Here is a 22,507-nt window from a genome sequence, read left to right as displayed (position 1 = left end):
GTTAATATTTTATAAATCAAAATAAATAACTATTAAGAAGCCATAAAATCTAGCAGAATTTTACAGAAATTATTCCTAATACTAATTTGGCAGATTTACCCGTTTTAAAGATTGCAGCGAAAATCCCGACCCCTTTTCCGGGTAACGCCCAAATGCATTCTAAACAACAAAAAACCCTGTAAAGTATAAACTCTACAGGGCTTTTTAATATAATTTATAGAAGACTAGATGTTACTAGCCAACCAATCTCCAACTTCTGAGGTACCATAAGATTTTCCTCCGTCGGCTAAATCTTCAGTTACAATACCTTCAGCCAATGCTTTATTTACAGCATCTCTAATAGCTTTACCTTCTTCAGGTAAGTTAAAAGCGGTTTCAAACATCATAGCTGCTGATAAAATAGTAGCCATTGGGTTAGCAATATTAAGTCCAGTTGCCTGTGGGTAAGACCCATGGATAGGCTCAAACAAAGCAATATCAGCTCCCATAGATGCAGATGGCATTAATCCCATAGAGCCCGAAATTACAGACGCTTCATCAGTTAAAATATCTCCGAATAGGTTTTCAGTAATTAACACATCGTAGCTATTTGGCCATTGTACCAAACGCATCGCCACAGCATCAACAAACTCATAACTCACTTCAACCTCTGGATAATCCTTTTCCATAGCTTGAACAGTTTCTCTCCATAGTCTTGAAGTTTCCAAAACATTAGCTTTATCAACACAACATAGCTTTTTACCGCGTGTCATAGCCAATTCAAAACCTTTTTTTGCTAAACGTTGCACTTCTTCTCTTGTGTAAACACAGTTATCAAAAGCCGTTTCTCCTCCATCTCTTCTACCCTTTTCACCAAAGTAAATACCTCCAGTTAATTCACGTAAAAACACTAAATCTGTACCTTCAATACGCTCTTGCTTTAAAGGCGATTTATCTAATAAAGAAGGAAACGTAAACGTTGGCCTTACATTAGCAAACAACCCTAATTTTTTACGCATTTTTAATAAACCTTGCTCTGGGCGTACCTTTGCAGAAGGGTCATTATCAAAACGCGGATGACCAATAGCGCCAAACAATACCGCATCCGAAGCCACACAAACATCATGCGTTTCATCAGGGTAAGGCTCTCCTACAGCATCAATTGCTGCAGCACCTGTTAAAGCTGGTTTCCATGTAATTTCATGTCCAAATTTTTTAGCAACCGCATCACTCACTTTTACTGCTTGGTCAATAACTTCTGGTCCTATTCCGTCTCCGGCCAATAGTGCTATATTAAATTTCATTTTATATAATTTAATTTTTAAATATTTTAATTCTTTGGGCGTTACTTTTTACTCATACCTACAAGGTTTTTAAAACCTTGCAGGATCGCAAAAAGTCGGGCTTTCGGCAGTCGCTCCCTCTCCCGATAGCTATCGGGATCGGGGAGCTTCAACAAATGCCTCAATCCCTAACGCGGGAACTGTTTACTGTTTTTATTCTTAATTAATAAGTATCAGTTTTTTTGCAATCGTCACTAACCTTTTGTTTATGCGTTTATTAGTTTAACTGTTTAGTCGTAATTTCAGATTACACAAATCAACAAATAAACGATTCAACATCATAATTACACCTACATATAAGCTAACTCCAATCTTCATACTTCAAACTTCTAACTTACTATTATATTCAACATCTTCTCTGTAGCCTTAATAGCCGAAACCGTTTGGTCACTATCCAAACCTCTAGTTTTAAACTCTTTATCAACAGCCTTCCAAGTAATAATGGTTTCACACAACGCATCAGAGTTACTTCCAGGTGGTATTCTTACCGCATAATCAATCAAACTTGGCAATATCACTTTCTTTTTCTTAAAAACACTCTTTACGGCATTCATAAAAGCATCAAACTGACCATCACCTTGAGAATTCTGCTCAAAAGTTTCATCTTCAATAGTAATGGAAACCGTTGTAGAAGGTTTTAAACCCTTAGAGTGTGTTAATACATAAGAGTTTACTTTTACCTTTTCTTCATACGTTCTATCTAAAACATCCGAAATAATATATGGTAAATCCTCTTTAGTAACCACTTGTTTTTTATCGCCTAACTCAATAATACGTTGCGTTACTTTTTTTAAGTCTTCATCATCAAGCTGAAGCCCTAATTGTTGCAAGTTTTTTTGAATATTGGCTTTCCCAGACGATTTTCCTAAAGCATATTGGCGTGTTCTACCAAAACGCTCAGGCATCAAATCGCTGAAATATAAATTGTTTTTATTATCGCCATCAGCATGTATTCCTGCAGTTTGCGTAAATACATTAGAACCTATAATTGGCTTATTCGCAGGAATCATAACTCCAGAAAAATTCTCTACTAATTTACTAACAGTATAAAGCATTTTTTCATTTACACTAACTTTTACATCAGGCATAAAATCATTAATCACAGCAATAGTACTAGACATAGGTGCATTTCCAGCACGCTCGCCCATACCATTTACAGTTAAATGCAAACCATCAGCACCAGCTTTTAAACCTTCCATAGCGTTCGATACGCCTAAGTCGTAATCATTATGCGCATGGAAATCAAAATGCAAATCTGAATAAGTATCCTTTATTTCTTTTATAAAATCGTAAGATTCTTTAGGTGTTAAAACACCCAAAGTATCAGGAAGCATAATTCGAGCAACATCTTGGGTTTTCAAAAAGTCTAAAAACTCATAAACATAGTCTTTAGAGTTTCGCATTCCATTACTCCAATCTTCCAAATACACATTAGTTGCAATGCCTTTTTTAGAAGCCAGCGAAATCACTTCTGATATTCCCTTAAAATGCTGACTAGAAGTCTTTTTGAGTTGATGAGTTAAATGATTTAAAGAACCTTTAGTAAGCAGGTTTTGAACCTTAGCTCCTGCTTCAATCATCCAATTAATAGATACGCCTTTATCAACAAAAGTCAATACTTCAACTTTATCTAAATAATCATTTTCAGCTGCCCAATCTGTAATATCTTTTACAGCTTGAAACTCCCCTTCTGAGACTCTAGCAGAAGCCACTTCAATTCTATCAACCTTTAATTCTTCAAGTAAAAGTTTGGCAATAGTTAATTTCTCTGAAGCAGAAAACGACACCGTCGAGGTTTGTTCACCATCGCGCAATGTCGTATCCATTATTTCTATGTGCTTTACACCCATTATTTAAAAAGGACGAGATTCAGTAAATGTTTCAATCTCACTTTTCATACTTTGTAAATAGTCTATATCATCAAAACCATTCAGCATGTTTCCTTTTTTATAACCATTAATATCAAAAGATTCTTTTGAACCTGTTGATAATAATGTGATTGTTTGAGCTTCTAAGTCAACTTCTAATTCTGTATTTGGATCAGCATAAATAGATTCAAAAATTTCATTTGAAAATTCTGGGCTAATTTGTACAGGTAAAACACCTATATTTAAACAGTTATTCTTGAAAATATCTGCGAAAAAACTAGATACTACACAACGGAATCCATAATCGTAAACCGCCCAAACAGCATGCTCTCTAGAAGAACCAGAACCAAAGTTCTTTCCTCCTACTAATATTTTTCCTTTGTAAATAGGGTTATTTAAAACAAAATCTTGTTTTGGTGTATCATCACCGTTATATCTCCAATCACGAAATAAGTTATCTCCAAAACCTTCACGTTTCGTAGCTTTTAAAAAACGTGCTGGTATAATTTGATCAGTATCTACATTCTCAATTGGCAAAGGCACTGCAGTACTCGTTAATTTTGTAAATTTATCGTAAGCCATTTTCTTGTATTCTAAATTATTAAAGTAATTCTCTTGGATCCGTTACAACTCCAGTAACTGCAGCAGCTGCAGCAACTAGTGGACTTGCTAATAATGTTCTAGATCCCGGTCCTTGACGACCTTCAAAGTTTCTGTTTGATGTACTTACTGCATATTTTCCAGCAGGTACTTTATCATCATTCATCGCTAAACAAGCAGAACAACCAGGTTCTCTTAACACAAATCCAGCTTCTTCAAAAATATCAAGTAATCCTTCTTCTTTAATTTTGGCTTCAACAACATGTGATCCTGGAACTAACCAAGCTGTTACGTTATCAGCCTTTTTTCTACCTTTAACAATGGAAGCAAATGCTCTAAAATCTTCAATACGTCCGTTAGTACAACTACCAATAAATACGTAATCGATTTTCTTACCAATCATTTGATCATTTTCAGCATAACCCATATAAGCTAAAGACTTATCGTAAGTTGCTTTTCCGCCTTCAACAGATTCAGCAGTTGGAATGTTATTAGAAATTCCCATTCCCATACCAGGATTTGTACCGTATGTAATCATAGGTTCAATATCACTAGCATCAAAAGTTAATTCTTTATCAAAAACAACGCCTTCGTCTGTTTTTAATGTTTTCCAATACTCCATAGCCTTATCCCAATCTGCACCTTTAGGTGTTTTTGGACGACCTTTAATATAATCGAATGTTTTCTCATCTGGAGCAACCATACCACCACGTGCACCCATCTCAATAGATAAGTTACAAACCGTCATACGACCTTCCATAGTCATATTTTCAAAAACATCTCCCGCATACTCTACAAAATATCCTGTTGCACCAGAAGTTGTTAATTTAGAAATGATATATAAACCAACATCTTTAGGTGTAACACCTTTATTTAAAGTACCATTAACACTTATGCGCATTTTCTTTGGCTTAGGCTGCATAATACATTGTGTAGTTAACACCATTTCAACCTCAGAAGTACCAATACCAAAAGCAATAGCTCCAAATGCACCGTGTGTTGATGTATGAGAATCTCCACAAACTATTGTTGCCCCCGGAAGTGTAATACCGTTTTCTGGCCCTACAACATGAACAATACCATTGTTTTCATGACCCAATCCCCAATGGCTAATACCGTATTTGTTTGCATTATCTTCTAATGTTTTTAACTGATTAGCAGATAAAGGATCTTGAACCGGTAAATGTTGATTGATAGTTGGAGTATTATGATCTGCCACAGCAAATGTGCGTTGTGGATATAAAACACTTAAACCTCTACTTTCTAATCCAACAAAAGCTACAGGGCTTGTAACTTCGTGAATTAAATGACGATCAATATACAGGACGTCTGGTCCATCTTCAATGTTTCGCACCACATGCGAATCCCATACTTTGTCAAACAATGATTTGCTCATAAATATCTTTAATTATTGTGATTAAACGTCTCTAAGGACATTGTAAGTAGCACAAATTTAAATTTTATTACAGTTATTCAAAGCATTAGGCACTATTGTTATTGAATTTTTATAAAATTGCCAATGAATGACGTGTTATTTGAATTTTATTCAATGAAAGTAGAATATTGGTTATAATTTTTAAACTCACTTTTTTGAGAATTAAAAAAGACTTTGTTGCTCATCATCATTAGGAATGGTTAGTGAATAACCTAATTCTTTATTCAGTTTTTTAATAAAGTAAGCTGACAGCAATGGCGATTCCTTTTCAATGTTTTGATGAATGAAAAAATCGATTTCTTTAATACCTTGATCTTTCCATAATTTTAAGCGTTCAATCCAATCATCCAAACGCGTATAGTCTGTGGGATGATTGGCACCAACATAACGTACAAAAGCAGTAGCATTGGTCAAACGCATGTGCATTAAGTCACGTCTTCCAGCTGTATCAACAATGACGTTAGATATATTATGAGCTTCTAAAAGTTGATATAAATCTTCTGCAATGGTTTTATCATTGTACCAGTTTGTATGTCTGAATTCAATAGCTAACGGAATATCTTTTGGCCAATTTTCCACGTAAGTAACAACTCTATCAAAATCTTTAGGCGCAAAATTAGAATGCATTTGCAAAAATATTGTGCCTAATTTCTCTTTTAAATTTGAAGCATTATACAAATAATTATCAACAATTTCTTGAGTTTCATTTAAGCGTTTCCAATGACTGATTTCTTGATTTAGCTTCGGAAAAAATTTAAATCCTTCAGGTGTTTTATCATACCATTTAGAGAATTGTTCCGCAGGAAATATTCTGTAAAACGTGGCATTCATCTCAATAGCATTAAATTGAGACGAATAATAAACCAACTCGTCTTTTGTGCCTCTTGGATAAAAACCTTTTAGATCTGCCCTATTCCATTTCGCACAACCCACATAGATTTCTGGGATATTATCATCCTTAACTTTTCCAAGTACTTTTTTTGTATCAGGATGATCTTTTGGGAATGTAAAGTCTATTAATTCTGGATTATCAACGCTTCCAAATTTCATTTATTTAATTTTTTATAAAGATAGAAAACTTCAATGTTAATAAACTCGTTAACAATTATGAAGTTGACAAAACAAATACAGTATTATTAATCGATATTTTTAGTGAAAATCTACAACATGGACTCCAGACAATTCAATCTTAAAAGTATAAGACCTGAAATTTTAAGTGCAACTATTAATGATAATATGAGTGCTGATGAACGTTTCCAGAATTTGGTTTTGCGCCCTATTATTAAATTTCAAAATGATTTATTAATTGCTGTTTTTAGAAATTACATTACTAAGCATAAATCTGTTTTTTATGACCTATCATTAGAAAAGCGCATGATTTATATTGAAAACGCGATTCAAAAAGATATGAAACTCCGTAACTCCATGAAAGGGATGATTATAGGTCATTTTACTGTTGAAGAATACAGTATTTATATTGAAAACTCTTCGGCTTTAAATAAACGTATGATGAATATTGTTAAAGAACGTTTATTGAGTCATATCCAGTTGTTTGAGAAGCCTGAGGTTTTGGTGGCGGTTTAGATGTTTAATACTAAGAATTTAAAAAATTTTCATAGAATTCAATAAAATCCTTAGAATATTCTTGATCTATTGAATTTAGATAAACTTTGCCAGTAATATTATTAATATAAAACTCTCCATCAATATCATTTGAAAAGAATTGAATAAAACCTTGGGACAGATAAGTGTTATCTCGGTTCATCCAATGTAAACCATTGCATGGATTTAAATCTGGAACATCATAAATCGAATATATTTCCTCTCCAAATAATTCGGCATAACCAATTTCTAATAGATATTGTCTATACGAGCTAGGGAATTCAATATTCCACATTTTCTCAAGTTTCAATATCAAATCTTCATCAGTACCATCTCCTATATTATCTAAAGAGTGCTCTTTTAATTTTTCAAACATATCTAAAAAATATAATTATTCAATCAAAGACACCCCATTCAAATCCGTAGTCAACACATCACTCATATAATCAAAAAATGGGCGAATGGCTTTAAAGGACGTATCAATTTCATTTAAAAAATCAGCATCAAGCACTTCTTTATCTGTATATTTTTTAGTGAAGATGTATTGCTTTTTCTTAATTAAATCAATTGCTTTATGATCTTTAGCAAATCCCCTTGGAGCAGATTTCACTTCATCCCCTACAAACGAATCTCCCCAAACTGAATTGAATTTTTTATTTGCTAAAATCTCACGAATTTCAGAATCATCCATTTCAAATTCTTTTCTAATACGCATCAAATCTTCTTTGGCTGGTTCCCAAAATCCTGTAGCTATAAAACTTTCATTATTGGGCTGAATATGTAAATAATACCCGCCTCTTAATCTTGGTTTTGGACGATGAAACGAACCCCCAAAATGGGTTTTATAAGGTAGTTTGTTTTTTGAAAAACGCACATCTCTATAAATTCTGAAAATCTTGAGTTTATCAATCTCGTCATGTTTATTCAAATTTTCAAGAATAGCATTATAAAACAACTTCACTTCGCCTTCAATAGCTTTAAATTCTGGTTTGTTTTCATTAAACCAATCGCGGTTATTATTCTTTTCAAGTTTCTTAAAAAATGTAAAGACAGATTTTGGTAAAGTGACACTCATAAGTTCTATTAATTTACAATGTTCTAAAATACAAAAAGTCCCGAATCAATCGGGACTTTTATTATTATCTTAACAAGAAACTGCTATTACATAAGGTCTTTTTTCTCATCGTATCTGATGGTTTTTATACTTTCAGTATCTTCATCATAATATTCTACAACAAAACTTCCATCTTTATCAAAGTATCCAATACCATTATAAGTTTCACCTTTAACAATATAACTTCCAGGACTATGTGTGTTCCAAGCTTTTCCTATTTCTACAAATTCATTTTTATCATCACTAAGCGCCATCATAAATCCTGACTGACTCGGACTAAACTTATAGTCTTTATTTTCATTAATATAATAAGTTTCTTTAGTCAATAAATCATAAGCAGCATCTTTGTCATTATCAATCAAAACAGTAGTTTGTACTTTTTTAGTAGCCGCTACCCTATCTTGATTTACTTTATTTACATCGTCTGCATCTAATTTCACTTGTGCTGTTTCCTTAGAAATTACTTTAATTTTTCCTTCCTTAGTTGTATCACCGTCTTTAAATTTTACAGTTTTAACTTTAGTTTCTTTTTTTATTTCTGTCGGTTTTTCTTGTGCGAAAGCAGTACCACAAATCAGTAATGCCATCGTATATATTAAATTTTTCATTGCTTTTAAATTTTTAAGATTAATTAAACTTCTTATTTTAATGATTACAAAAACTAACTATTCTTAGTGTGTTGCATCATCAATTTCATCTTCCACTTCTTCAGCAGCATCTCCTAACTCATCTCCAACTTCCTCTACTGCTTCTTCAATTTTATCTGCTGGTTTCTTTTCTCTACAACTTGTAAATACGGTTGAAATTGTAAATAATAAGGCCAAGGTTAATATGATTTTTTTCATTTTATTTTGATTTTTAAGGTTAATATAATTTTCTATTTTTTTAATAATCCCTTTAATAAAGAGAGTACAAATAGTATGATGAATATGAAGAAACATATTTTAGCAATTCCTGCTGATGCTCCTGCTATTCCACCAAATCCTAAAACTCCTGCTATTAAAGCGATAATAACGAACGTTATTGTCCAACGTAACATAATTTATAGTTTTAAAAATTTGAAATAATAATTTATCAGATCCGATAAATCTACTCTAGTTATTAGAGAATTGGTTTTCCAAAACAGCGTCATCAAAAGACAACTTGTTGTTAAACTCTAATGTTCTGATTGGGAACGGAATATTAATTCCTGCTTTATCATAAGCCTTCTTAATTTCTATAATGGCTTTAGTTTTTGCACGTAGTTTTTCAAGCATGCTTTCGGCATCAATCCAAAATCTACACAAATAGTTAATAGAGCTGTCTCCAAATTCTGTAAAATAAAACTCTACTTCTTCTGTGCCTTTTACTTGCTCAAAAGTATTTGCAATAACCGCTTTAGTAAGGCGCTCTACTTCTTCTAAATCAGACTCATAGCCAACGCCACATTCTAAAAATACACGCATTCTAGTAGTAAGCGAATAGTTTTTAATTGGGTTTTCAAGAATCATTTTATTCGGAAGTATCACAATATTATTATCAGCTTCCTTAATTACAAACTCTCTTAAATTGATATCCATAATTTCTCCTGAATACCCATTAGTTTCAACCCAGTTACCAATCTGTACTTTTTTCTAAACGAAAGCGCAATACCAGCAACAGTATTTGAAAGTGTATTCTGTAGCGCTAAACCAATAGCTAAACCAGCTACACCGGCAGTTGCTAATAAAGAGGTTAGCGTTTTACTTAAATTTAAAATACCTAGCGAAATGTAAAGCCCAATTAGTACCAAAACAACAGCTGATACTCTAGAAATCATTTGAGATACAGATTCCTGCTCTACTTTTTTTGAAATTAATTTATAAGTGAATTTGTTTACATACTTAGCAGTTATATAAGACGCTAACAGTACTAAAAGTGCCAAACCAAAATTGGGCAAATATTCTATCAAAGTCATTAACCAACTTTCTAATTTAGAAATTAAGCTAGCAAATGCTTCATTTAATGTTGTTTCCATGATGTTAATTTTTTTAAGATTAATAATTTATTTTTCTAAAAAAATTAACAGCAACTAACTAACTTCTACAACATCGTTTTTTAAAGTTTCAGAAGATTTTTTAGTCCAAGCATTCAGCATCCAACTAGCTTTTTCAAGCTCTCGTATATAAGCACCAATCAAATCCATAGTACCTTCATCAGATACAGATTCTGCTTTTTTCATTACTTTTCCCATCTGCGCCAACAGCAATCTGTGATCATCCAAGGTTTCTTCAACCATATTTTTATCAGATTTTAAAGGCGTTTCCTCTAAGATAGAAGATGTGTTTAAATAATCCTCCAATTTACTCATCGGGTGATATCTTAAAGTCAAGATACGTTCCGCAATTTCGTCAATTTTCACTCTAGCATCATTGTATAATTCCTCAAACTTCTCATGCAAGTCAAAAAAATGCTCACCAATAATGTTCCAATGTTTACTTCTTAATTTTTGATAATACACGTGGTAGTCAGCTAATAAAATATTCAATTCCACCACCACAGGTAATAATTCTTCGTCATTCATATTTAAATAGCTCATTATTTTGTTTTTTAAATGTTCACTTTCAATATATGGGCTATATCAATTTTGTCAAGCCCTTTAACAGGGTTTAACGGATTTTATTTTCATTTAACTTAAATTATGTTAAAAAAATCTAAAATGTTAAAACGTATTAAGAAAATAAAAAGAATTATTTGGGCGCTACCCACAAGGGGTCAGGCTTTACGTTACAAGTCCTCGCACCTCCTACGTCGGGCTGTGGGCTTTCCTCTGCAATCCTTAGCGTGGGTAAATCCGCAATAGAATACACAACAAATCAACTCAGTTCTTACTTGCTAAAGCAAAAAAAAAATTACTCAAACTCAATAGTATTAAGAATTAAACCCGATGCCGGAGCAATATATTCCATCTTTACCTTACTATCAGGAATCATACTTCGCTCAATATCAGCAAGTGTCAATTTACCTTTTCCTAAATCAATAAGGGTGCCCATCATCAATCTAATCTGGTTTCTCATAAACCCTTTACCTCTCACTTTTAAAGTGTAAGATTGCTTCGGAAAGTAATTTGCAGTATAAATAGTGTTTTCAACTAATTCGCATTGTAAAATCTCTCGAGTATAAATACCATTATCAGTAGGTTTATAACAATACGACCATAAATAATTTTTACCCTCAAAAAGCTTCGCACCCTGTTTCATGAGTTCAATATCCAAATCATCTAAAATAGTTGTCATTATAGGTGCACAAAACGGATGGCATTTTTCGCCATAAGTAAAAAGATATAAATACTCTTTAATTTTTGGGTTATTGATGATATTGAATTTCGAATCTACTTCTCGAATAGATAAAGCCCTAATATCTTGCGGAAGATTATAATTAAAGAGCTCAAGAAACGTCGTTTCATCTTCTATAGGTTCAGATAAAAACAATTCAAAAGCAGCACTTTCAGCTGAAACCATGGCATCAGTTCTGCCAGAACTTAAACTTTTAAAATACTTACCCTTTAAAATAAAATTCAAGGTTCGGTCTACCATTAAATGCAATGTTTTTACATCAGGCTGTTTTTGCCAACCATGAAAACGATACCCTAAATATTGAATATTAATAACGTAGAAAAATTTTTTCATCTTGAATTTTAACCGCTCGAAAATTAGTGTATTTATAATTTGTTACAAAAATTTTATACATTGTATTAGTTTAATACTAACTAAAAACCACTAATTATGACAAATTCATCAAACAAGCCACCAATTTGGTTCTGGATAGTAAGCGTAATTGCACTAATTTGGAACGCTATGGGAGTTAATGCCTATTTGCAACAGGCATATAATACAGAAAGTCACAGAGCAATGTATAGCGAAGAACAACTTGAAATTGCTGCAAATATGCCTGCATGGGTAACTGCTGCTTTTGCAATTGCCGTTTTCGCAGGTGCTTTAGGTGCCATTGGTTTATTACTTAGAAAATCATGGGCAGTTAAACTTTGGTTACTATCACTACTTGCTGTAATAGTACAAATGGGATACATTTTAATTAACGGATATGTCTCTAGTATGGTTATGACCATTATGATAATAGTCTTCGCACTACTATTTGTATGGTTTGCCAGAAAATCAGAAGCTAATGGGTGGTTATCTTAAAAAGGTAAAAGCAAGTATTGTCACCCTGAACTCGTTTCAGGGTTTTTTTTGAGAGAGTTAGATTCTGAATCAAGTTCAGAATGACAAATGTGTTTTATTTATGTCTTCCTTTCAGTTCTTCTTCAATATCTTTTAAAGTAAAGCCTTTAGCTTGTAATAACATAAGGTAATGAAATAATAAATCTGCCGATTCATATAAGAACAATTCATCATTATTATCCATAGCTTCAATAACCGTTTCCACAGCCTCCTCTCCTACTTTTTGGGCAACTTTATTAATGCCTTTTGAAAATAAACTTGCCACATAAGATTTATTGGTGTTTTTATTAGCAACACGTTCTGCAATCACATCCTCTAAAGTTGAAAAGAACCCATAAGACGCATTATTGTTTTCCTTCCAGCAGGTATCCGTTCCTGTATGACAAGTAGGTCCAACAGGATTTACTTGAATTAACAATGAATCGTTATCACAATCGTTTTTAATATCAACAAGATTTAAGAAGTTACCACTTTCTTCCCCTTTAGTCCATAAGCGTTGCTTGCTTCTGCTAAAGAAAGTTACTTTTTTAATATCTAAAGTTTTTTGATAAGCTTCTTCATTCATATAGCCTAGCATCAAAACTTTTTTTGTTGTAGCATCTTGAATGATTGCTGGCACTAGTCCGTTTGTATCGTATTTAATTGTCATAATTTTATTTTATGAGATGCTGAAACAAGTTCAGCATGACGACTAAAGTCGTACTTCTATATTATTTGCTTTTAATTCTTTTTTCAATTCTGGAATGGGGATTTCCCCAAAGTGAAATACACTTGCAGCTAGAGCCGCATCAGATTTACCTTTTTCAAAAGTATCTATAAAATGCTGAACATTCCCCGCTCCTCCTGAAGCTATAATTGGAATATTCAAGGATTCTGATAATTTAGCTAAAGCTTCGTTTGCAAAACCATTTTTAGTACCATCATGATTCATAGATGTGAATAAAATTTCTCCAGCACCACGTTCTTCAACTTCTTTAGCCCATTCAAATAATTTAATATCTGTTGGAATAGTTCCTCCAGCAAGGTGCACAAACCATTCGCCATCGATTTGTTTAGCATCAATTGCAACTACAACACATTGGCTTCCAAATTTATCAGCCAATTCATTAACCAATCCAGGACGTTTAACTGCTGAAGAATTGATAGATACTTTATCTGCTCCACATTGCAACAAAGCATCAACATGCTCCACGCTTGAAATTCCACCACCAACAGTAAACGGAATATTTACCTGTTCTGCAACGTGCAAAACCATATCTAAAGTAGTTCCTCTATTCTCTAATGTTGCTGCGATATCCAAGAACACTAATTCATCAGCACCTTGGTCAGCATATTGTTTTGCTAATTCAACAGGGTCTCCAGCATCACGCAAATCAACAAAATTGACACCTTTAACTGTACGTCCGTTTTTTATATCTAAACAAGGTATAATTCTCTTTGTTAGCATTATACAAATTTTTCTAGTTCGTAAAGACTGATTCTATCTTCATAAATTGCTTTACCAATGATAACACCTTCACAACCTAATTCAATTAACTTTGGTAATTCATCAATATTAGAAATTCCACCAGAAGCAATTAATTTTATAGATTGATCATTACTACTATTACTACACTCACCAATTATGCTTTTATATAAATCAAAGGAAGGACCTTCAAGCATACCATCTTTTGAAATATCAGTACAAATAACATACTGAATCCCCTTCTTTTGATAGTCTTTTATAAACGGAATAACATCCTCGTTACTATCTTCTTGCCAACCACTAATGGCTATTTTCCCCGCATTACTGTCTGCACCAAGAATGATTTTTTCACTACCATATTTAGAAATCCAGCCCTCAAAAGTTTTAGGATCTTTTACAGCAATACTACCACCTGTAATTTGTCGTGCTCCAGAATTAAAGGCAATGTGTAAGTCTTCATCTGCTTTTAAACCACCTCCAAAATCAATTTTTAATTTTGTTTTAGAAGCAATTTGCTCAAGTACTTTATAATTTACAATATGCTTCGCCTTAGCACCATCTAAATCTACTAAATGCAAATACTCAATCCCCGAAGCTTCAAACATTTTTGCTACTTCAAGCGGGTTTTCGTTATACACTTTTTTAGTATCATAATCCCCTTTTGTTAAGCGAACACATTTTCCGTCTATGATATCTATTGCTGGTATTATTCTCATATTATAATTCTAAAAATTTTGTAATATTCTTGCTCCTGCTGTACTACTTTTCTCAGGATGAAACTGAGTCCCATAAAAATTTTCATGCTGTAAAGCTGAAGCATAATTAATGCCATAATCTGTTTTAGCAATGGTTTCATCACAATGTTCAGCATAATAACTATGAACCAAATACATGTATTCGTTTTCTTTGATACCTCTAAACAAATCAGATTTTAAATCTTTAATAACATTCCATCCCATTTGCGGTACTTTTACATCATCAGAAAAACGTTTTACATGGGTTTGAAAAATTCCAATCCCCTCAGTATCACCCTCTTCAGTTGACTTACAAAGCAATTGCATACCTAAGCAGATTCCTAAAACAGGTTGTTTAAGTGTTGGAATTAATTTATCTAACCCACTTTCTCGCAACATATTCATAGCACTACTTGCTTCTCCAACTCCTGGAAATATTATTTTATCAGCAGATTTGATTTCTTCTGGATCGTTTGATAAAATAGCATCAACGCCCAAGCGTTTAAATGCAAACTGAATACTTTTTATATTTCCTGCGCCGTAATTTATTATGACTAATTTCATTTTTTTGGTTGTTGGTTATTTGTTACTCGTTATTAGAAAATCAATATCTAGTAACAATCAACTAATAACTATTTTACAACATTCCTTTTGTTGATGGTAAAATCATTTTTTCAATATCACGCTTAACAGCCATTTTAATTGCTTTTGCAAACACTTTAAAAATAGCTTCAATTTTATGATGTTCGTTGGTGCCTTCTGCTTTTATATTCAAATTACATTTTGCCCCATCAGTAAAAGACTTAAAGAAGTGATAAAACATTTCTGTTGGCATTTTACCAATCATTTCTCGTTTAAACTCTGCTTCCCAAACTAGCCAATTTCTACCTCCAAAATCTATTGCTGCTTGTGCATAACAATCATCCATTGGCAAACAGAACCCATAGCGTTCTATTCCTAGCTTATTTCCTAAAACTTTATTAAACAATTCGCCTAAGGCAATAGCTGTATCTTCAATAGTGTGATGTTCGTCAACTTCTAAATCTCCATCAACCTTAATATTTAAATCTAATTGTCCATGACGTGCAATTTGATCTAACATATGATCAAAAAAAGCTAATCCTGTATCTATTTTGCTTTTCCCTGTACCATCAAGATTTAACTGAATAGCAATTTTGGTTTCATTTGTATTTCTAATTAAACCACCAGAACGTTCATCGGCTTTTAAAAATGCATAAATCTCAGCCCAATCTGTACTTGTTAAAGCGATACAGTCTATGATATCTTTCTTAGAACTTTCAATTTCATCAGCACCTAATTCTGGATCTTCAGATAGATAAATACCTTTAGCCCCTAAATTTTTAGCAAGCTCCATATCAGTAATTCTATCTCCTAAAACAAAAGAATTTACCAAATCATAATCTTCAGAAAAATATTTGGTTAACAAGCCTGTTCGTGGTTTACGTGTTTCAGCATTTTCATGTGGGAATGTTTTATCTATGTGAATTTCAGAAAACACGACACCTTCTTTAGCAAAAGCATCTATAATTTTATTTTGAGCTGGCCAAAACGTATCTTCAGGAAAACTATCCGTACCCAAACCATCTTGATTAGTTACCATTACCAATTCATAATCCAATTCGCTAGCTATTTTAGCCATGTATTGAAACACTTTTGGATAATATTCCAACTTTTCTAAACTATCTAATTGATAATCTACTGGTGGTTCTAGCACTAAAGTTCCGTCTCTGTCTATAAAAAGTACTTTTTTCATTAGATTGAATTTAAAGTATCTATTAATATTTTATTTTCTTCAGGGGTGCCAATTGTAAATCGTAAACAATCTTCACAACCTGGTTGTGTTGTTCTATTTCTAATTACAATCCCCTTTTCAATTAATTGATTATAACGTTTAGTTGCATCATCAACTTTTGCTAAAACAAAATTAGCATCTGAAGGGTATATTTTCGAAACATACTTTATAGCCTTCAGCTTGCTTACTAAAACATCACGTTCTTTTAAAATATCAGAAACTTGTTGTTTAGTTAATTCGTTTTGCTCTAATTGAATAATTGCTTTTTGCTGTGTTAATTCATTGACATTATACGGAGGCTTAATTCGATTTAATACCGAAATAATTTCCTCAGAAGCATAACAAATCCCTAAACGAATTCCAGCCATTCCATAGGCTTTGGAAAGTGTCTGTGTTATGACTAAATTAGGAAATTCTTCTAACCGACTAGCCCAACTTTCCTCATTTGAAAAATCGATATAAGCCTCATCTATAACTACAATACCTGTGAATTCAATTATCAACTTCTCAATCGAAGCAGCTTCAAAACTGTTTCCTGTAGGATTGTTAGGCGAACACAAAAACAATAGCTTTGAATTTGAATCGGCTATACTTAATATTTTATCAACCTTAGGTTGAAAATTTTCATCTAATTGAACGCTTTTGATCTCAACAGCATTGATATTAGCCAATACGCTATACATTCCATAAGTTGGTGGTAATGTGATGATATTATCTTGATTAGGTTCACAAACTGCACGATATATTAAATCTAAAACTTCATCACTACCATTGCCTAAAAGAATATTTTTTTGAGCTATTCCTTTTATTTTTGAAAGTAAAGACTTTACAGTACGTTGTTGCGGATCTGGATAACGATTTACTCCATTTTCAAACGGATTTTCATTAGCATCTAAAAACACCATAGCATCGCTATTACCTTGAAATTCATCTCTTGCGGATGAATAAGGTTTTAGTGCCTTTATAGTTGGTCTTATTAAATCATTAATATTCATTATTTCAAATCCTTTAATCGAATTGATACTGCATTTTTGTGTGCTTGTAAGCCTTCCGCTTCGGCCATTAACTCTATAGTTTCTCCAATATTTAAAAGTCCTTCTTTTGATATTTTTTGAAATGTCATGCTCTTTTGTAAAACTATCTAGATTTACACCAGAATACGCTTTAGAAAACCCATTAGTTGGCAATGTATGATTAGTTCCTGAAGCATAGTCTCCAGCACTTTCAGGTGTGTAATCACCTATAAAAACAGAACCAGCATTACTAATACCATCTACATATAAGTCTTCATTTTTGCTACAAATAATAAAATGCTCAGGACCATATTCATCAATTAATTCTAAAGCTAAATCATCATTTTTAACATAAATTAATTTTGAATTTTCAATAGCTTTTTCAGCTATAGCTTTACGAGGAAGTACATCTAATTGCTTAGAGACTTCTACTGAAACATCATTAATCAAAGATTCAGATGTTGAAACTAAAATCACTTGACTATCAATACCGTGTTCTGCTTGACTTAATAAGTCAGATGCAATATAGGACGCATTAGCAGTTTCATCTGCAACAACCAACAATTCACTTGGTCCAGCTGGCATATCGATTGCTACACCATATTTAGTTGCCAATTGTTTTGCTACTGTTACAAACTGATTTCCTGGTCCGAAAATTTTATACACTTTTGGAATACTTTCTGTACCAAATGTTAAACCCGCAATAGCTTGAATCCCTCCTACTTTTATAATTTTAGTAACACCACAAAGATTGGCAGTAAATAGTATTTCTGGTGCTAGATTACCTTCTTTATTGGGAGGTGAACATAGCACAATCTCCTTACATCCTGCTATTTGTGCTGGAACAGCCAACATTAATACTGTTGAAAATAAAGGTGCTGTACCACCGGGAATATATAAACCTACTTTTTGAATTGGTCTTTTTTCTTGCCAACATTGTACACCATTAGCCGTTTCAATAGCAATTTTTGATGTTTTTTGTGCTTTATGAAATACTTCAATATTTTCTTTTGCTAACTTAATAGCATTTTGAAGTTTTTCTGGAACTTGCTTAATTGCCTCACTTATTTCATCAAGAGTTACAATATTTGATTGTAATGAAACACCATCAAACTTACTAGTATACTCACTTATAGCTACATCTCCATTTTCAGAGACTTCATTAAATATTTGAGTTACCTTACCCTCTATATCGCCAACGGTCTGTGTAGGACGTTTTAATATCTGAGACCAGTTTTCTTTATTTGGATTATTTATAATTTGCATATCAAAACTATTAAAGCACCATTTTTTCAATTGGGCACACTAAAATACCTTGGGCGCCTTTAGCCTTTAATTCATCTATAACATCCCAAAACTGGTTTTTGCTAATTACAGAATGAATTGAGCTCCAACCTTCTTCTGCTAGAGGCAATACTGTTGGGCTTTTCATTCCTGGTAATACATTAATGATATCTTGTACTTTATCGTTAGGTGCATTAAGCAATACATATTTAGAATTCCTTCCTTTTAAAACAGATTGAATTCTAAATTGAATAGTTTCTAAAATAGCTTGACGTTCTGCATTTAATTTTGGAGAAATCGCTAAAACAGCTTCAGATTTTAAAATCGTATCAACCTCTTTTAAATTGTTTTTAAACAATGTACTTCCACTAGAAACAATATCACATATAGCATCAGCTAGACCTATATTTGGTGCAATTTCAACTGAGCCATTGATAATATGTAAATTTGCATTTACACCGTTTTTATTCAAAAATTGTTTAACTGTATTAGGGTAAGAAGTTGCAATACGTTTCCCTTCTAAGTCTTTAATACTAGAGTAATTGTCAGCTTTTGGCACAGCAATACAAACACGACAAAAAGAAAAGCCTAACTTTTCAACGATGTTGATACCTTCTCCTTTTTCTATTAAAACATTTTCGCCAATTATGGCTGCATCAACCACACCATCTTTTAAATATTGTGGAATATCCCCATTACGCAAATAGAAAACCTCTACAGGAAACCCTTTTGCTGAAGCTTTTAATTGATCTTTTCCATTATCTATAGAAATACCAATATCTTTTAATAATCTCATCGAGTCTTCGTTTAATCGACCCGATTTCTGTACTGCAATTCTTAATTTACTCATTATGTTGTTTTTATGAGTTTGAAACAATCTAGTTGGCAATAAAATTAAAAAACCCGCTTGATTGTCTCAAACGGGTTTAAAAATATATGTTGATTTTACTCAATACATTTTCACTTCGCTTGAGAGCAAATATGAAAATGATGATGTAATTGAATAAAAGTCATGTTCTTTGTTTATTTCTGCAAATATCTATAATTTATATGATTAAATCCAAATTATAAATACAATTCTTATAACAATTCAATATTATTAATATTTAGGTAATTAAAAATTAATAATTTTTAAAAGAACGTCATATTTCCTGAATTTATTATTTTATTGATTTCCCAAAATAATAGGTAATCCGCTATCTCCAGAACCTATTACAATTACTTTACTATTAGGAGATTCTGATAATTTCATGGTAGCTTCTATACCTTTATCTTGTAAAATTTTATCAGTTAGCGATGCACTTAAAATTTTGTTAGACTTTGCTTTACCTTCAGCTTCAATAATTTGTTTTTCAGCTTCTTTTTCAGCTGTAACCAATCTAAACTCATATTCTAAAGACTCTTGCTCTTGACGCAATTTACGTTCAATAGCTTCTTTAATAGTGTTTGGTAATGTTACATCACGAACTAACACTTCATTCAACTGAACATATTGCTTGTCTAAAATCTTTTTAGTTTCAGCAAAAATTTCATCTTGAATAGCATCTCTCTTACTAGAATATAATTGTTCTGGTGTATAACGGCCAACAACACTTCTTGCTGCAGATCGAATAGCTGGTTGAATTACACGTTGTAAATAACCTTGACCAAGAGACTGGTGCAAATTCCCTAAATCATTATATACTGGTTCATACCAAGCAGAAGCATCAATTTGAATTTCTAATCCGTTTGATGATAGTACTTTCATTTTCTCAAAAAGTTCTTGTTGACGTACTTCATAAACATAGACTTTATTCCATGGGGCTACTATGTGAAACCCTTCTGCCATTGGAGGTTCATCTGTAACTACACCTTCTCCAAAGGTTTTAAAAAGTACTCCAGCTTCTCCAGAGTCTATTGTTACAGCCGATTTTGCTACTAGTACAAATAAAACAATTGCTAGAATTATAAAAGGTAATGCAATTTTTGGTAATTTTTCCATTGTTGTTTATTTAAATTAATCCGTTATATTTTCTTAAAAACCATTCTGTTGAAAGCGTTAAAATGATTAACCCCAACAGATATTTCCAATCTATCAAAGGTATGGTATTTTTATGGCTTTTTTGTATGGGCTTATAGCGTTCATCATTTATTAAATCCGATACAAAACCTGAAGCGTTGTTGATAAAATAGCTCTTACCACTTGTATTAGTTGCCAATTGCTTCAATTTTGTTACATCTGCATTTAAAAATTGTTGTTCTATATTAAATTCTAATACCTCAAAACTTCCAGATTTTGAGATATTCTCGTCTTTGGAGCGAACAGTAAAATTGTATTTTGAAGCTTCTATTCCATTTAAGTTAACTTGGTAATTATTGTTTTTAAGCACGAATGGAATTATGTTTTTTCTTTTGAATCTGAATTTACGAGTACTAATTCCAATGATTGACGTGCATCAAATTCATAATTCTTATCAAAGAACTGGGCTTTGATTACAATATTAGTATTTCCTGTGTAAAATGATTCATAGTCTATATTTAATCTACTTTTCCGTTTACTCGATGCTAAATATTGAATCAATTTCCCCATGAAATTATCAAAGGCATTAAATGATTTTTCATTTAAGAAACTTTGAGCTCGCCATTGCCAAATATTTTCTCCTAAAAGTAATCCTTCTCTCCTATTATTCAATTCAAAAGTTGCTAACAAAGGTTGCTCTTTTGAAACTCCTAAAACTGTTTTTTCTAGAATAGTTTCGAAGGGTACATTAAAATTCACATCTCCAAAATTTGATTTTAATGGTGGAAATGTTTCAAAATTAATATCATTTATGATAAATGGCGAAAAATTAAGGTTGAGTTTTGGTTGAAAATCTTCAGTTTGATTTGTGATATCATATTGGAATTCTGAAACCGTACTATTTAAAAAACTTAAGTCAGTTTTAGCACCTATCACGGTACATCTATTTTTGTTTTCTACTTTTAAAATTTCGTACAAACGTTTAAATTTTTTGTTTGGCTGATACAGCATAATTAACTGAAAATCATTTACTTTACTCAAAACATTATATGAGTCTAAAATTTCTACAGAACGCTGTTCGTTACTTTCAATACTCTTTTTTATGGCTCCTAAATCTGGATGCGGAAAGCTACTTACTAAAGCGATTTTCGTCTTTTCGTCTATAACTTCAACCGCAAAATTCTTTGAATTGTTGATTTTATTTTTTTCACTTTGCAGCGGTTCTAGTTTTGCCGAATAACTACTTACACCAACTCTATTTGTTGGTAACGTTAGATTTACAATTGTAGAATTTTTAGCTTTTGAAAATTGAATATTTTTTGAAAATACTGTTCTATTGCCTTGCTTTATCGTGAAGTTTGTGCTTATTGTAGTATTGCCTTGGTAAACTAAAATTGCTTCAACAGGAAATTTATTTTTTAAAAATGCGTACTTATTAACATTTAGCTGTTGAATCTTTAAATCTGAATAAGTTACAGTATCCCCTAATATAATTGGATATACTGGTTGATTGTAATTTTTATTTGAAACTGAATAATCATTTCCGAAAGATTGATTTCCATCTGAAACTAAAACTATTGGTGCAACATCATTTTTATAAATATCTGATAACTGGTGTAATGCATTATTGATATCAGTTTCTTTTGCATTAAATTGAAGTGAATCTAATTTATGAATTTCGGCATCGAACTTAAAAAACTCAATATCAAACTTATTAGATAATTCAGAATTACCTTGAATAGATTTTAAAAACTCTAATGTATTTGATTCTTGTTTTAAATGCTTAATAGAATTTGAGTTATCTAGAGCAAGAATAAGATTTGGTTTTTCAGTATAAACTTTTACTTGATCGAATTTTGGATTTATTAAAAGTAAGAGTATCGAAAAAATAGTCAGAAATCTTAAAAAAGCAAAGATGAAAGATAACTTAGTTTTTTGCTTAGATTTATAACTATACTGAAAAAGCGCTACAAGTAGCGCTATTATTCCAGATAATATTATGTATAATAGAGTTTCTGAACTCATTAATAAATTCTATATGTTTTGATGAGGTTCCTGC

At 32.1% G+C, this 22,507-nt stretch carries 26 protein-coding genes and 1 pseudogene; 2 read left to right on the top strand and 25 right to left on the bottom strand.

The window, feature by feature from the left end:
- Positions 1-224 precede the first annotated feature (224 nt).
- The 5 genes from leuB to AC0L5U_RS03670 form a co-directional block, all read right to left on the bottom strand.
- A complete protein-coding gene (leuB, locus tag AC0L5U_RS03690) occupies positions 225-1,283 on the bottom strand; it encodes a 3-isopropylmalate dehydrogenase (protein WP_473414718.1) in 1,059 nt (352 codons plus the stop codon).
- Between the two features lie 368 nt (positions 1,284-1,651).
- The gene (locus AC0L5U_RS03685) at positions 1,652-3,172 is read right to left on the bottom strand and encodes an alpha-isopropylmalate synthase regulatory domain-containing protein (protein WP_473414717.1); all 1,521 of its coding nucleotides are present in this window, start codon (positions 3,170-3,172) and stop codon (positions 1,652-1,654) included.
- Positions 3,173-3,175: 3 nt separating this feature from the next.
- Positions 3,176-3,772: a 3-isopropylmalate dehydratase small subunit gene (gene leuD / locus AC0L5U_RS03680; protein ID WP_473414716.1), complete on the bottom strand. Its 597-nt coding sequence runs from the start codon at positions 3,770-3,772 to the stop codon at positions 3,176-3,178.
- 19 nt (positions 3,773-3,791) lie between these two features.
- Positions 3,792-5,186 (bottom strand): 3-isopropylmalate dehydratase large subunit, encoded by a 1,395-nt coding sequence (gene leuC / locus AC0L5U_RS03675; protein WP_473414714.1) that lies wholly within the window; start codon positions 5,184-5,186, stop codon positions 3,792-3,794.
- A 201-nt stretch (positions 5,187-5,387) separates the two neighbouring features.
- A complete protein-coding gene (locus AC0L5U_RS03670; protein WP_473414713.1) occupies positions 5,388-6,275 on the bottom strand; it encodes a DUF72 domain-containing protein in 888 nt (295 codons plus the stop codon).
- 117 nt (positions 6,276-6,392) lie between these two features.
- Here AC0L5U_RS03670 and AC0L5U_RS03665 point away from each other — a divergent pair, with 117 nt between their 5' ends.
- On the top strand, positions 6,393-6,809 hold the full coding sequence (locus AC0L5U_RS03665; protein WP_473414712.1) for a glyoxalase: 417 nt from the start codon (positions 6,393-6,395) through the stop codon (positions 6,807-6,809).
- Positions 6,810-6,819: 10 nt separating this feature from the next.
- Here AC0L5U_RS03665 and AC0L5U_RS03660 read toward each other — a convergent pair whose 3' ends face one another.
- The 9 genes from AC0L5U_RS03660 to AC0L5U_RS03620 form a co-directional block, all read right to left on the bottom strand.
- On the bottom strand, positions 6,820-7,203 hold the full coding sequence (locus tag AC0L5U_RS03660) for an SMI1/KNR4 family protein (protein WP_473414711.1): 384 nt from the start codon (positions 7,201-7,203) through the stop codon (positions 6,820-6,822).
- Between the two features lie 15 nt (positions 7,204-7,218).
- Positions 7,219-7,902, bottom strand: coding sequence for a DUF2461 domain-containing protein (locus tag AC0L5U_RS03655; RefSeq protein ID WP_473414710.1), 684 nt, complete (start codon positions 7,900-7,902; stop codon positions 7,219-7,221).
- Positions 7,903-7,988: 86 nt separating this feature from the next.
- Positions 7,989-8,549: a hypothetical protein gene (locus AC0L5U_RS03650; protein WP_473414709.1), complete on the bottom strand. Its 561-nt coding sequence runs from the start codon at positions 8,547-8,549 to the stop codon at positions 7,989-7,991.
- Positions 8,550-8,612: 63 nt separating this feature from the next.
- Positions 8,613-8,786: a hypothetical protein gene (locus AC0L5U_RS03645; RefSeq protein WP_473414708.1), complete on the bottom strand. Its 174-nt coding sequence runs from the start codon at positions 8,784-8,786 to the stop codon at positions 8,613-8,615.
- 32 nt (positions 8,787-8,818) lie between these two features.
- The gene (locus tag AC0L5U_RS03640) at positions 8,819-8,980 is read right to left on the bottom strand and encodes a DUF1328 domain-containing protein (RefSeq protein WP_298342711.1); all 162 of its coding nucleotides are present in this window, start codon (positions 8,978-8,980) and stop codon (positions 8,819-8,821) included.
- 55 nt (positions 8,981-9,035) lie between these two features.
- The gene (locus AC0L5U_RS03635) at positions 9,036-9,500 is read right to left on the bottom strand and encodes a mechanosensitive ion channel family protein (RefSeq protein ID WP_473414706.1); all 465 of its coding nucleotides are present in this window, start codon (positions 9,498-9,500) and stop codon (positions 9,036-9,038) included.
- A complete protein-coding gene (locus tag AC0L5U_RS03630; protein WP_473414705.1) occupies positions 9,485-9,937 on the bottom strand; it encodes a mechanosensitive ion channel family protein in 453 nt (150 codons plus the stop codon). Before AC0L5U_RS03630 ends, AC0L5U_RS03635 begins: the two co-directional genes overlap by 16 nt.
- Before the next feature lie 54 nt (positions 9,938-9,991).
- Positions 9,992-10,498, bottom strand: a complete 507-nt coding sequence (locus AC0L5U_RS03625; protein WP_473414704.1) for a Dps family protein — start codon at positions 10,496-10,498, stop codon at positions 9,992-9,994.
- Positions 10,499-10,811: 313 nt separating this feature from the next.
- Entirely contained in the window at positions 10,812-11,588 is a 777-nt protein-coding gene (locus tag AC0L5U_RS03620) for a tRNA pseudouridine synthase A (RefSeq protein ID WP_473414703.1), read from the bottom strand.
- A gap of 96 nt (positions 11,589-11,684) precedes the next feature.
- Here AC0L5U_RS03620 and AC0L5U_RS03615 point away from each other — a divergent pair, with 96 nt between their 5' ends.
- Positions 11,685-12,101 (top strand): hypothetical protein, encoded by a 417-nt coding sequence (locus AC0L5U_RS03615; protein ID WP_473414702.1) that lies wholly within the window; start codon positions 11,685-11,687, stop codon positions 12,099-12,101.
- Positions 12,102-12,195: 94 nt separating this feature from the next.
- Here the strand turns inward: AC0L5U_RS03615 and hisIE are convergent, their stop codons facing one another.
- The 11 genes and pseudogenes from hisIE to AC0L5U_RS03560 form a co-directional block, all read right to left on the bottom strand.
- Positions 12,196-12,789 (bottom strand): bifunctional phosphoribosyl-AMP cyclohydrolase/phosphoribosyl-ATP diphosphatase HisIE, encoded by a 594-nt coding sequence (gene hisIE, locus AC0L5U_RS03610; protein ID WP_473414701.1) that lies wholly within the window; start codon positions 12,787-12,789, stop codon positions 12,196-12,198.
- 42 nt (positions 12,790-12,831) lie between these two features.
- Positions 12,832-13,587, bottom strand: coding sequence for an imidazole glycerol phosphate synthase subunit HisF (gene hisF / locus AC0L5U_RS03605; RefSeq protein WP_473414700.1), 756 nt, complete (start codon positions 13,585-13,587; stop codon positions 12,832-12,834).
- Complete coding sequence (hisA, locus tag AC0L5U_RS03600) at positions 13,587-14,321, bottom strand: 1-(5-phosphoribosyl)-5-[(5-phosphoribosylamino)methylideneamino]imidazole-4-carboxamide isomerase (protein WP_473414699.1); 735 nt, start codon at positions 14,319-14,321, stop codon at positions 13,587-13,589. The genes hisF and hisA overlap by 1 nt, the downstream gene beginning before the upstream one ends.
- Before the next feature lie 9 nt (positions 14,322-14,330).
- A complete protein-coding gene (gene hisH / locus AC0L5U_RS03595; RefSeq protein WP_473414698.1) occupies positions 14,331-14,903 on the bottom strand; it encodes an imidazole glycerol phosphate synthase subunit HisH in 573 nt (190 codons plus the stop codon).
- Positions 14,904-14,976: 73 nt separating this feature from the next.
- The gene (gene hisB / locus AC0L5U_RS03590; protein WP_473414697.1) at positions 14,977-16,113 is read right to left on the bottom strand and encodes a bifunctional histidinol-phosphatase/imidazoleglycerol-phosphate dehydratase HisB; all 1,137 of its coding nucleotides are present in this window, start codon (positions 16,111-16,113) and stop codon (positions 14,977-14,979) included.
- On the bottom strand, positions 16,113-17,147 hold the full coding sequence (gene hisC, locus AC0L5U_RS03585; RefSeq protein ID WP_473414696.1) for a histidinol-phosphate transaminase: 1,035 nt from the start codon (positions 17,145-17,147) through the stop codon (positions 16,113-16,115). The genes hisB and hisC overlap by 1 nt, the downstream gene beginning before the upstream one ends.
- Positions 17,147-18,431, bottom strand: a pseudogene (gene hisD, locus AC0L5U_RS03580) (histidinol dehydrogenase). The gene hisC and the pseudogene hisD overlap by 1 nt, the downstream one beginning before the upstream one ends.
- A gap of 10 nt (positions 18,432-18,441) precedes the next feature.
- On the bottom strand, positions 18,442-19,299 hold the full coding sequence (hisG, locus tag AC0L5U_RS03575) for an ATP phosphoribosyltransferase (RefSeq protein WP_473414695.1): 858 nt from the start codon (positions 19,297-19,299) through the stop codon (positions 18,442-18,444).
- Between the two features lie 315 nt (positions 19,300-19,614).
- On the bottom strand, positions 19,615-20,430 hold the full coding sequence (locus AC0L5U_RS03570; protein ID WP_473414694.1) for a prohibitin family protein: 816 nt from the start codon (positions 20,428-20,430) through the stop codon (positions 19,615-19,617).
- A 10-nt stretch (positions 20,431-20,440) separates the two neighbouring features.
- The gene (locus AC0L5U_RS03565; protein ID WP_473414693.1) at positions 20,441-20,818 is read right to left on the bottom strand and encodes a hypothetical protein; all 378 of its coding nucleotides are present in this window, start codon (positions 20,816-20,818) and stop codon (positions 20,441-20,443) included.
- Positions 20,819-20,826: 8 nt separating this feature from the next.
- On the bottom strand, positions 20,827-22,473 hold the full coding sequence (locus AC0L5U_RS03560; RefSeq protein WP_473414692.1) for a VWA domain-containing protein: 1,647 nt from the start codon (positions 22,471-22,473) through the stop codon (positions 20,827-20,829).
- Positions 22,474-22,507: the final 34 nt, after the last annotated feature.

The sequence above is a fragment of the Jejuia sp. G7-7 genome, from assembly GCF_055808955.1.
The sequence above is the reverse complement of the archived record's forward strand: the minus strand, read 5'-3'. Positions and strand labels throughout refer to the sequence as shown.

Excerpts from the sequence above, each read along its gene's own strand:
- leuB (WP_473414718.1), bottom strand. The coding sequence starts at position 1,283 with ATGAAATTTAATATAGCACTATTGGCCGGAGACGGAATAGGACCAGAA.
- AC0L5U_RS03685 (WP_473414717.1), bottom strand. The coding sequence starts at position 3,172 with ATGGGTGTAAAGCACATAGAAATAATGGATACGACATTGCGCGATGGT.
- leuD (WP_473414716.1), bottom strand. The coding sequence starts at position 3,772 with ATGGCTTACGATAAATTTACAAAATTAACGAGTACTGCAGTGCCTTTG.
- leuC (WP_473414714.1), bottom strand. The coding sequence starts at position 5,186 with ATGAGCAAATCATTGTTTGACAAAGTATGGGATTCGCATGTGGTGCGA.
- AC0L5U_RS03670 (WP_473414713.1), bottom strand. The coding sequence starts at position 6,275 with ATGAAATTTGGAAGCGTTGATAATCCAGAATTAATAGACTTTACATTC.
- AC0L5U_RS03665 (WP_473414712.1), top strand. The coding sequence starts at position 6,393 with ATGGACTCCAGACAATTCAATCTTAAAAGTATAAGACCTGAAATTTTA.
- AC0L5U_RS03660 (WP_473414711.1), bottom strand. The coding sequence starts at position 7,203 with ATGTTTGAAAAATTAAAAGAGCACTCTTTAGATAATATAGGAGATGGT.
- AC0L5U_RS03655 (WP_473414710.1), bottom strand. The coding sequence starts at position 7,902 with ATGAGTGTCACTTTACCAAAATCTGTCTTTACATTTTTTAAGAAACTT.
- AC0L5U_RS03650 (WP_473414709.1), bottom strand. The coding sequence starts at position 8,549 with ATGAAAAATTTAATATATACGATGGCATTACTGATTTGTGGTACTGCT.
- AC0L5U_RS03645 (WP_473414708.1), bottom strand. The coding sequence starts at position 8,786 with ATGAAAAAAATCATATTAACCTTGGCCTTATTATTTACAATTTCAACC.
- AC0L5U_RS03640 (WP_298342711.1), bottom strand. The coding sequence starts at position 8,980 with ATGTTACGTTGGACAATAACGTTCGTTATTATCGCTTTAATAGCAGGA.
- AC0L5U_RS03635 (WP_473414706.1), bottom strand. The coding sequence starts at position 9,500 with ATGGATATCAATTTAAGAGAGTTTGTAATTAAGGAAGCTGATAATAAT.
- AC0L5U_RS03630 (WP_473414705.1), bottom strand. The coding sequence starts at position 9,937 with ATGGAAACAACATTAAATGAAGCATTTGCTAGCTTAATTTCTAAATTA.
- AC0L5U_RS03625 (WP_473414704.1), bottom strand. The coding sequence starts at position 10,498 with ATGAGCTATTTAAATATGAATGACGAAGAATTATTACCTGTGGTGGTG.
- AC0L5U_RS03620 (WP_473414703.1), bottom strand. The coding sequence starts at position 11,588 with ATGAAAAAATTTTTCTACGTTATTAATATTCAATATTTAGGGTATCGT.
- AC0L5U_RS03615 (WP_473414702.1), top strand. The coding sequence starts at position 11,685 with ATGACAAATTCATCAAACAAGCCACCAATTTGGTTCTGGATAGTAAGC.
- hisIE (WP_473414701.1), bottom strand. The coding sequence starts at position 12,789 with ATGACAATTAAATACGATACAAACGGACTAGTGCCAGCAATCATTCAA.
- hisF (WP_473414700.1), bottom strand. The coding sequence starts at position 13,587 with ATGCTAACAAAGAGAATTATACCTTGTTTAGATATAAAAAACGGACGT.
- hisA (WP_473414699.1), bottom strand. The coding sequence starts at position 14,321 with ATGAGAATAATACCAGCAATAGATATCATAGACGGAAAATGTGTTCGC.
- hisH (WP_473414698.1), bottom strand. The coding sequence starts at position 14,903 with ATGAAATTAGTCATAATAAATTACGGCGCAGGAAATATAAAAAGTATT.
- hisB (WP_473414697.1), bottom strand. The coding sequence starts at position 16,113 with ATGAAAAAAGTACTTTTTATAGACAGAGACGGAACTTTAGTGCTAGAA.
- hisC (WP_473414696.1), bottom strand. The coding sequence starts at position 17,147 with ATGAATATTAATGATTTAATAAGACCAACTATAAAGGCACTAAAACCT.
- hisG (WP_473414695.1), bottom strand. The coding sequence starts at position 19,299 with ATGAGTAAATTAAGAATTGCAGTACAGAAATCGGGTCGATTAAACGAA.
- AC0L5U_RS03570 (WP_473414694.1), bottom strand. The coding sequence starts at position 20,430 with ATGGAAAAATTACCAAAAATTGCATTACCTTTTATAATTCTAGCAATT.
- AC0L5U_RS03560 (WP_473414692.1), bottom strand. The coding sequence starts at position 22,473 with ATGAGTTCAGAAACTCTATTATACATAATATTATCTGGAATAATAGCG.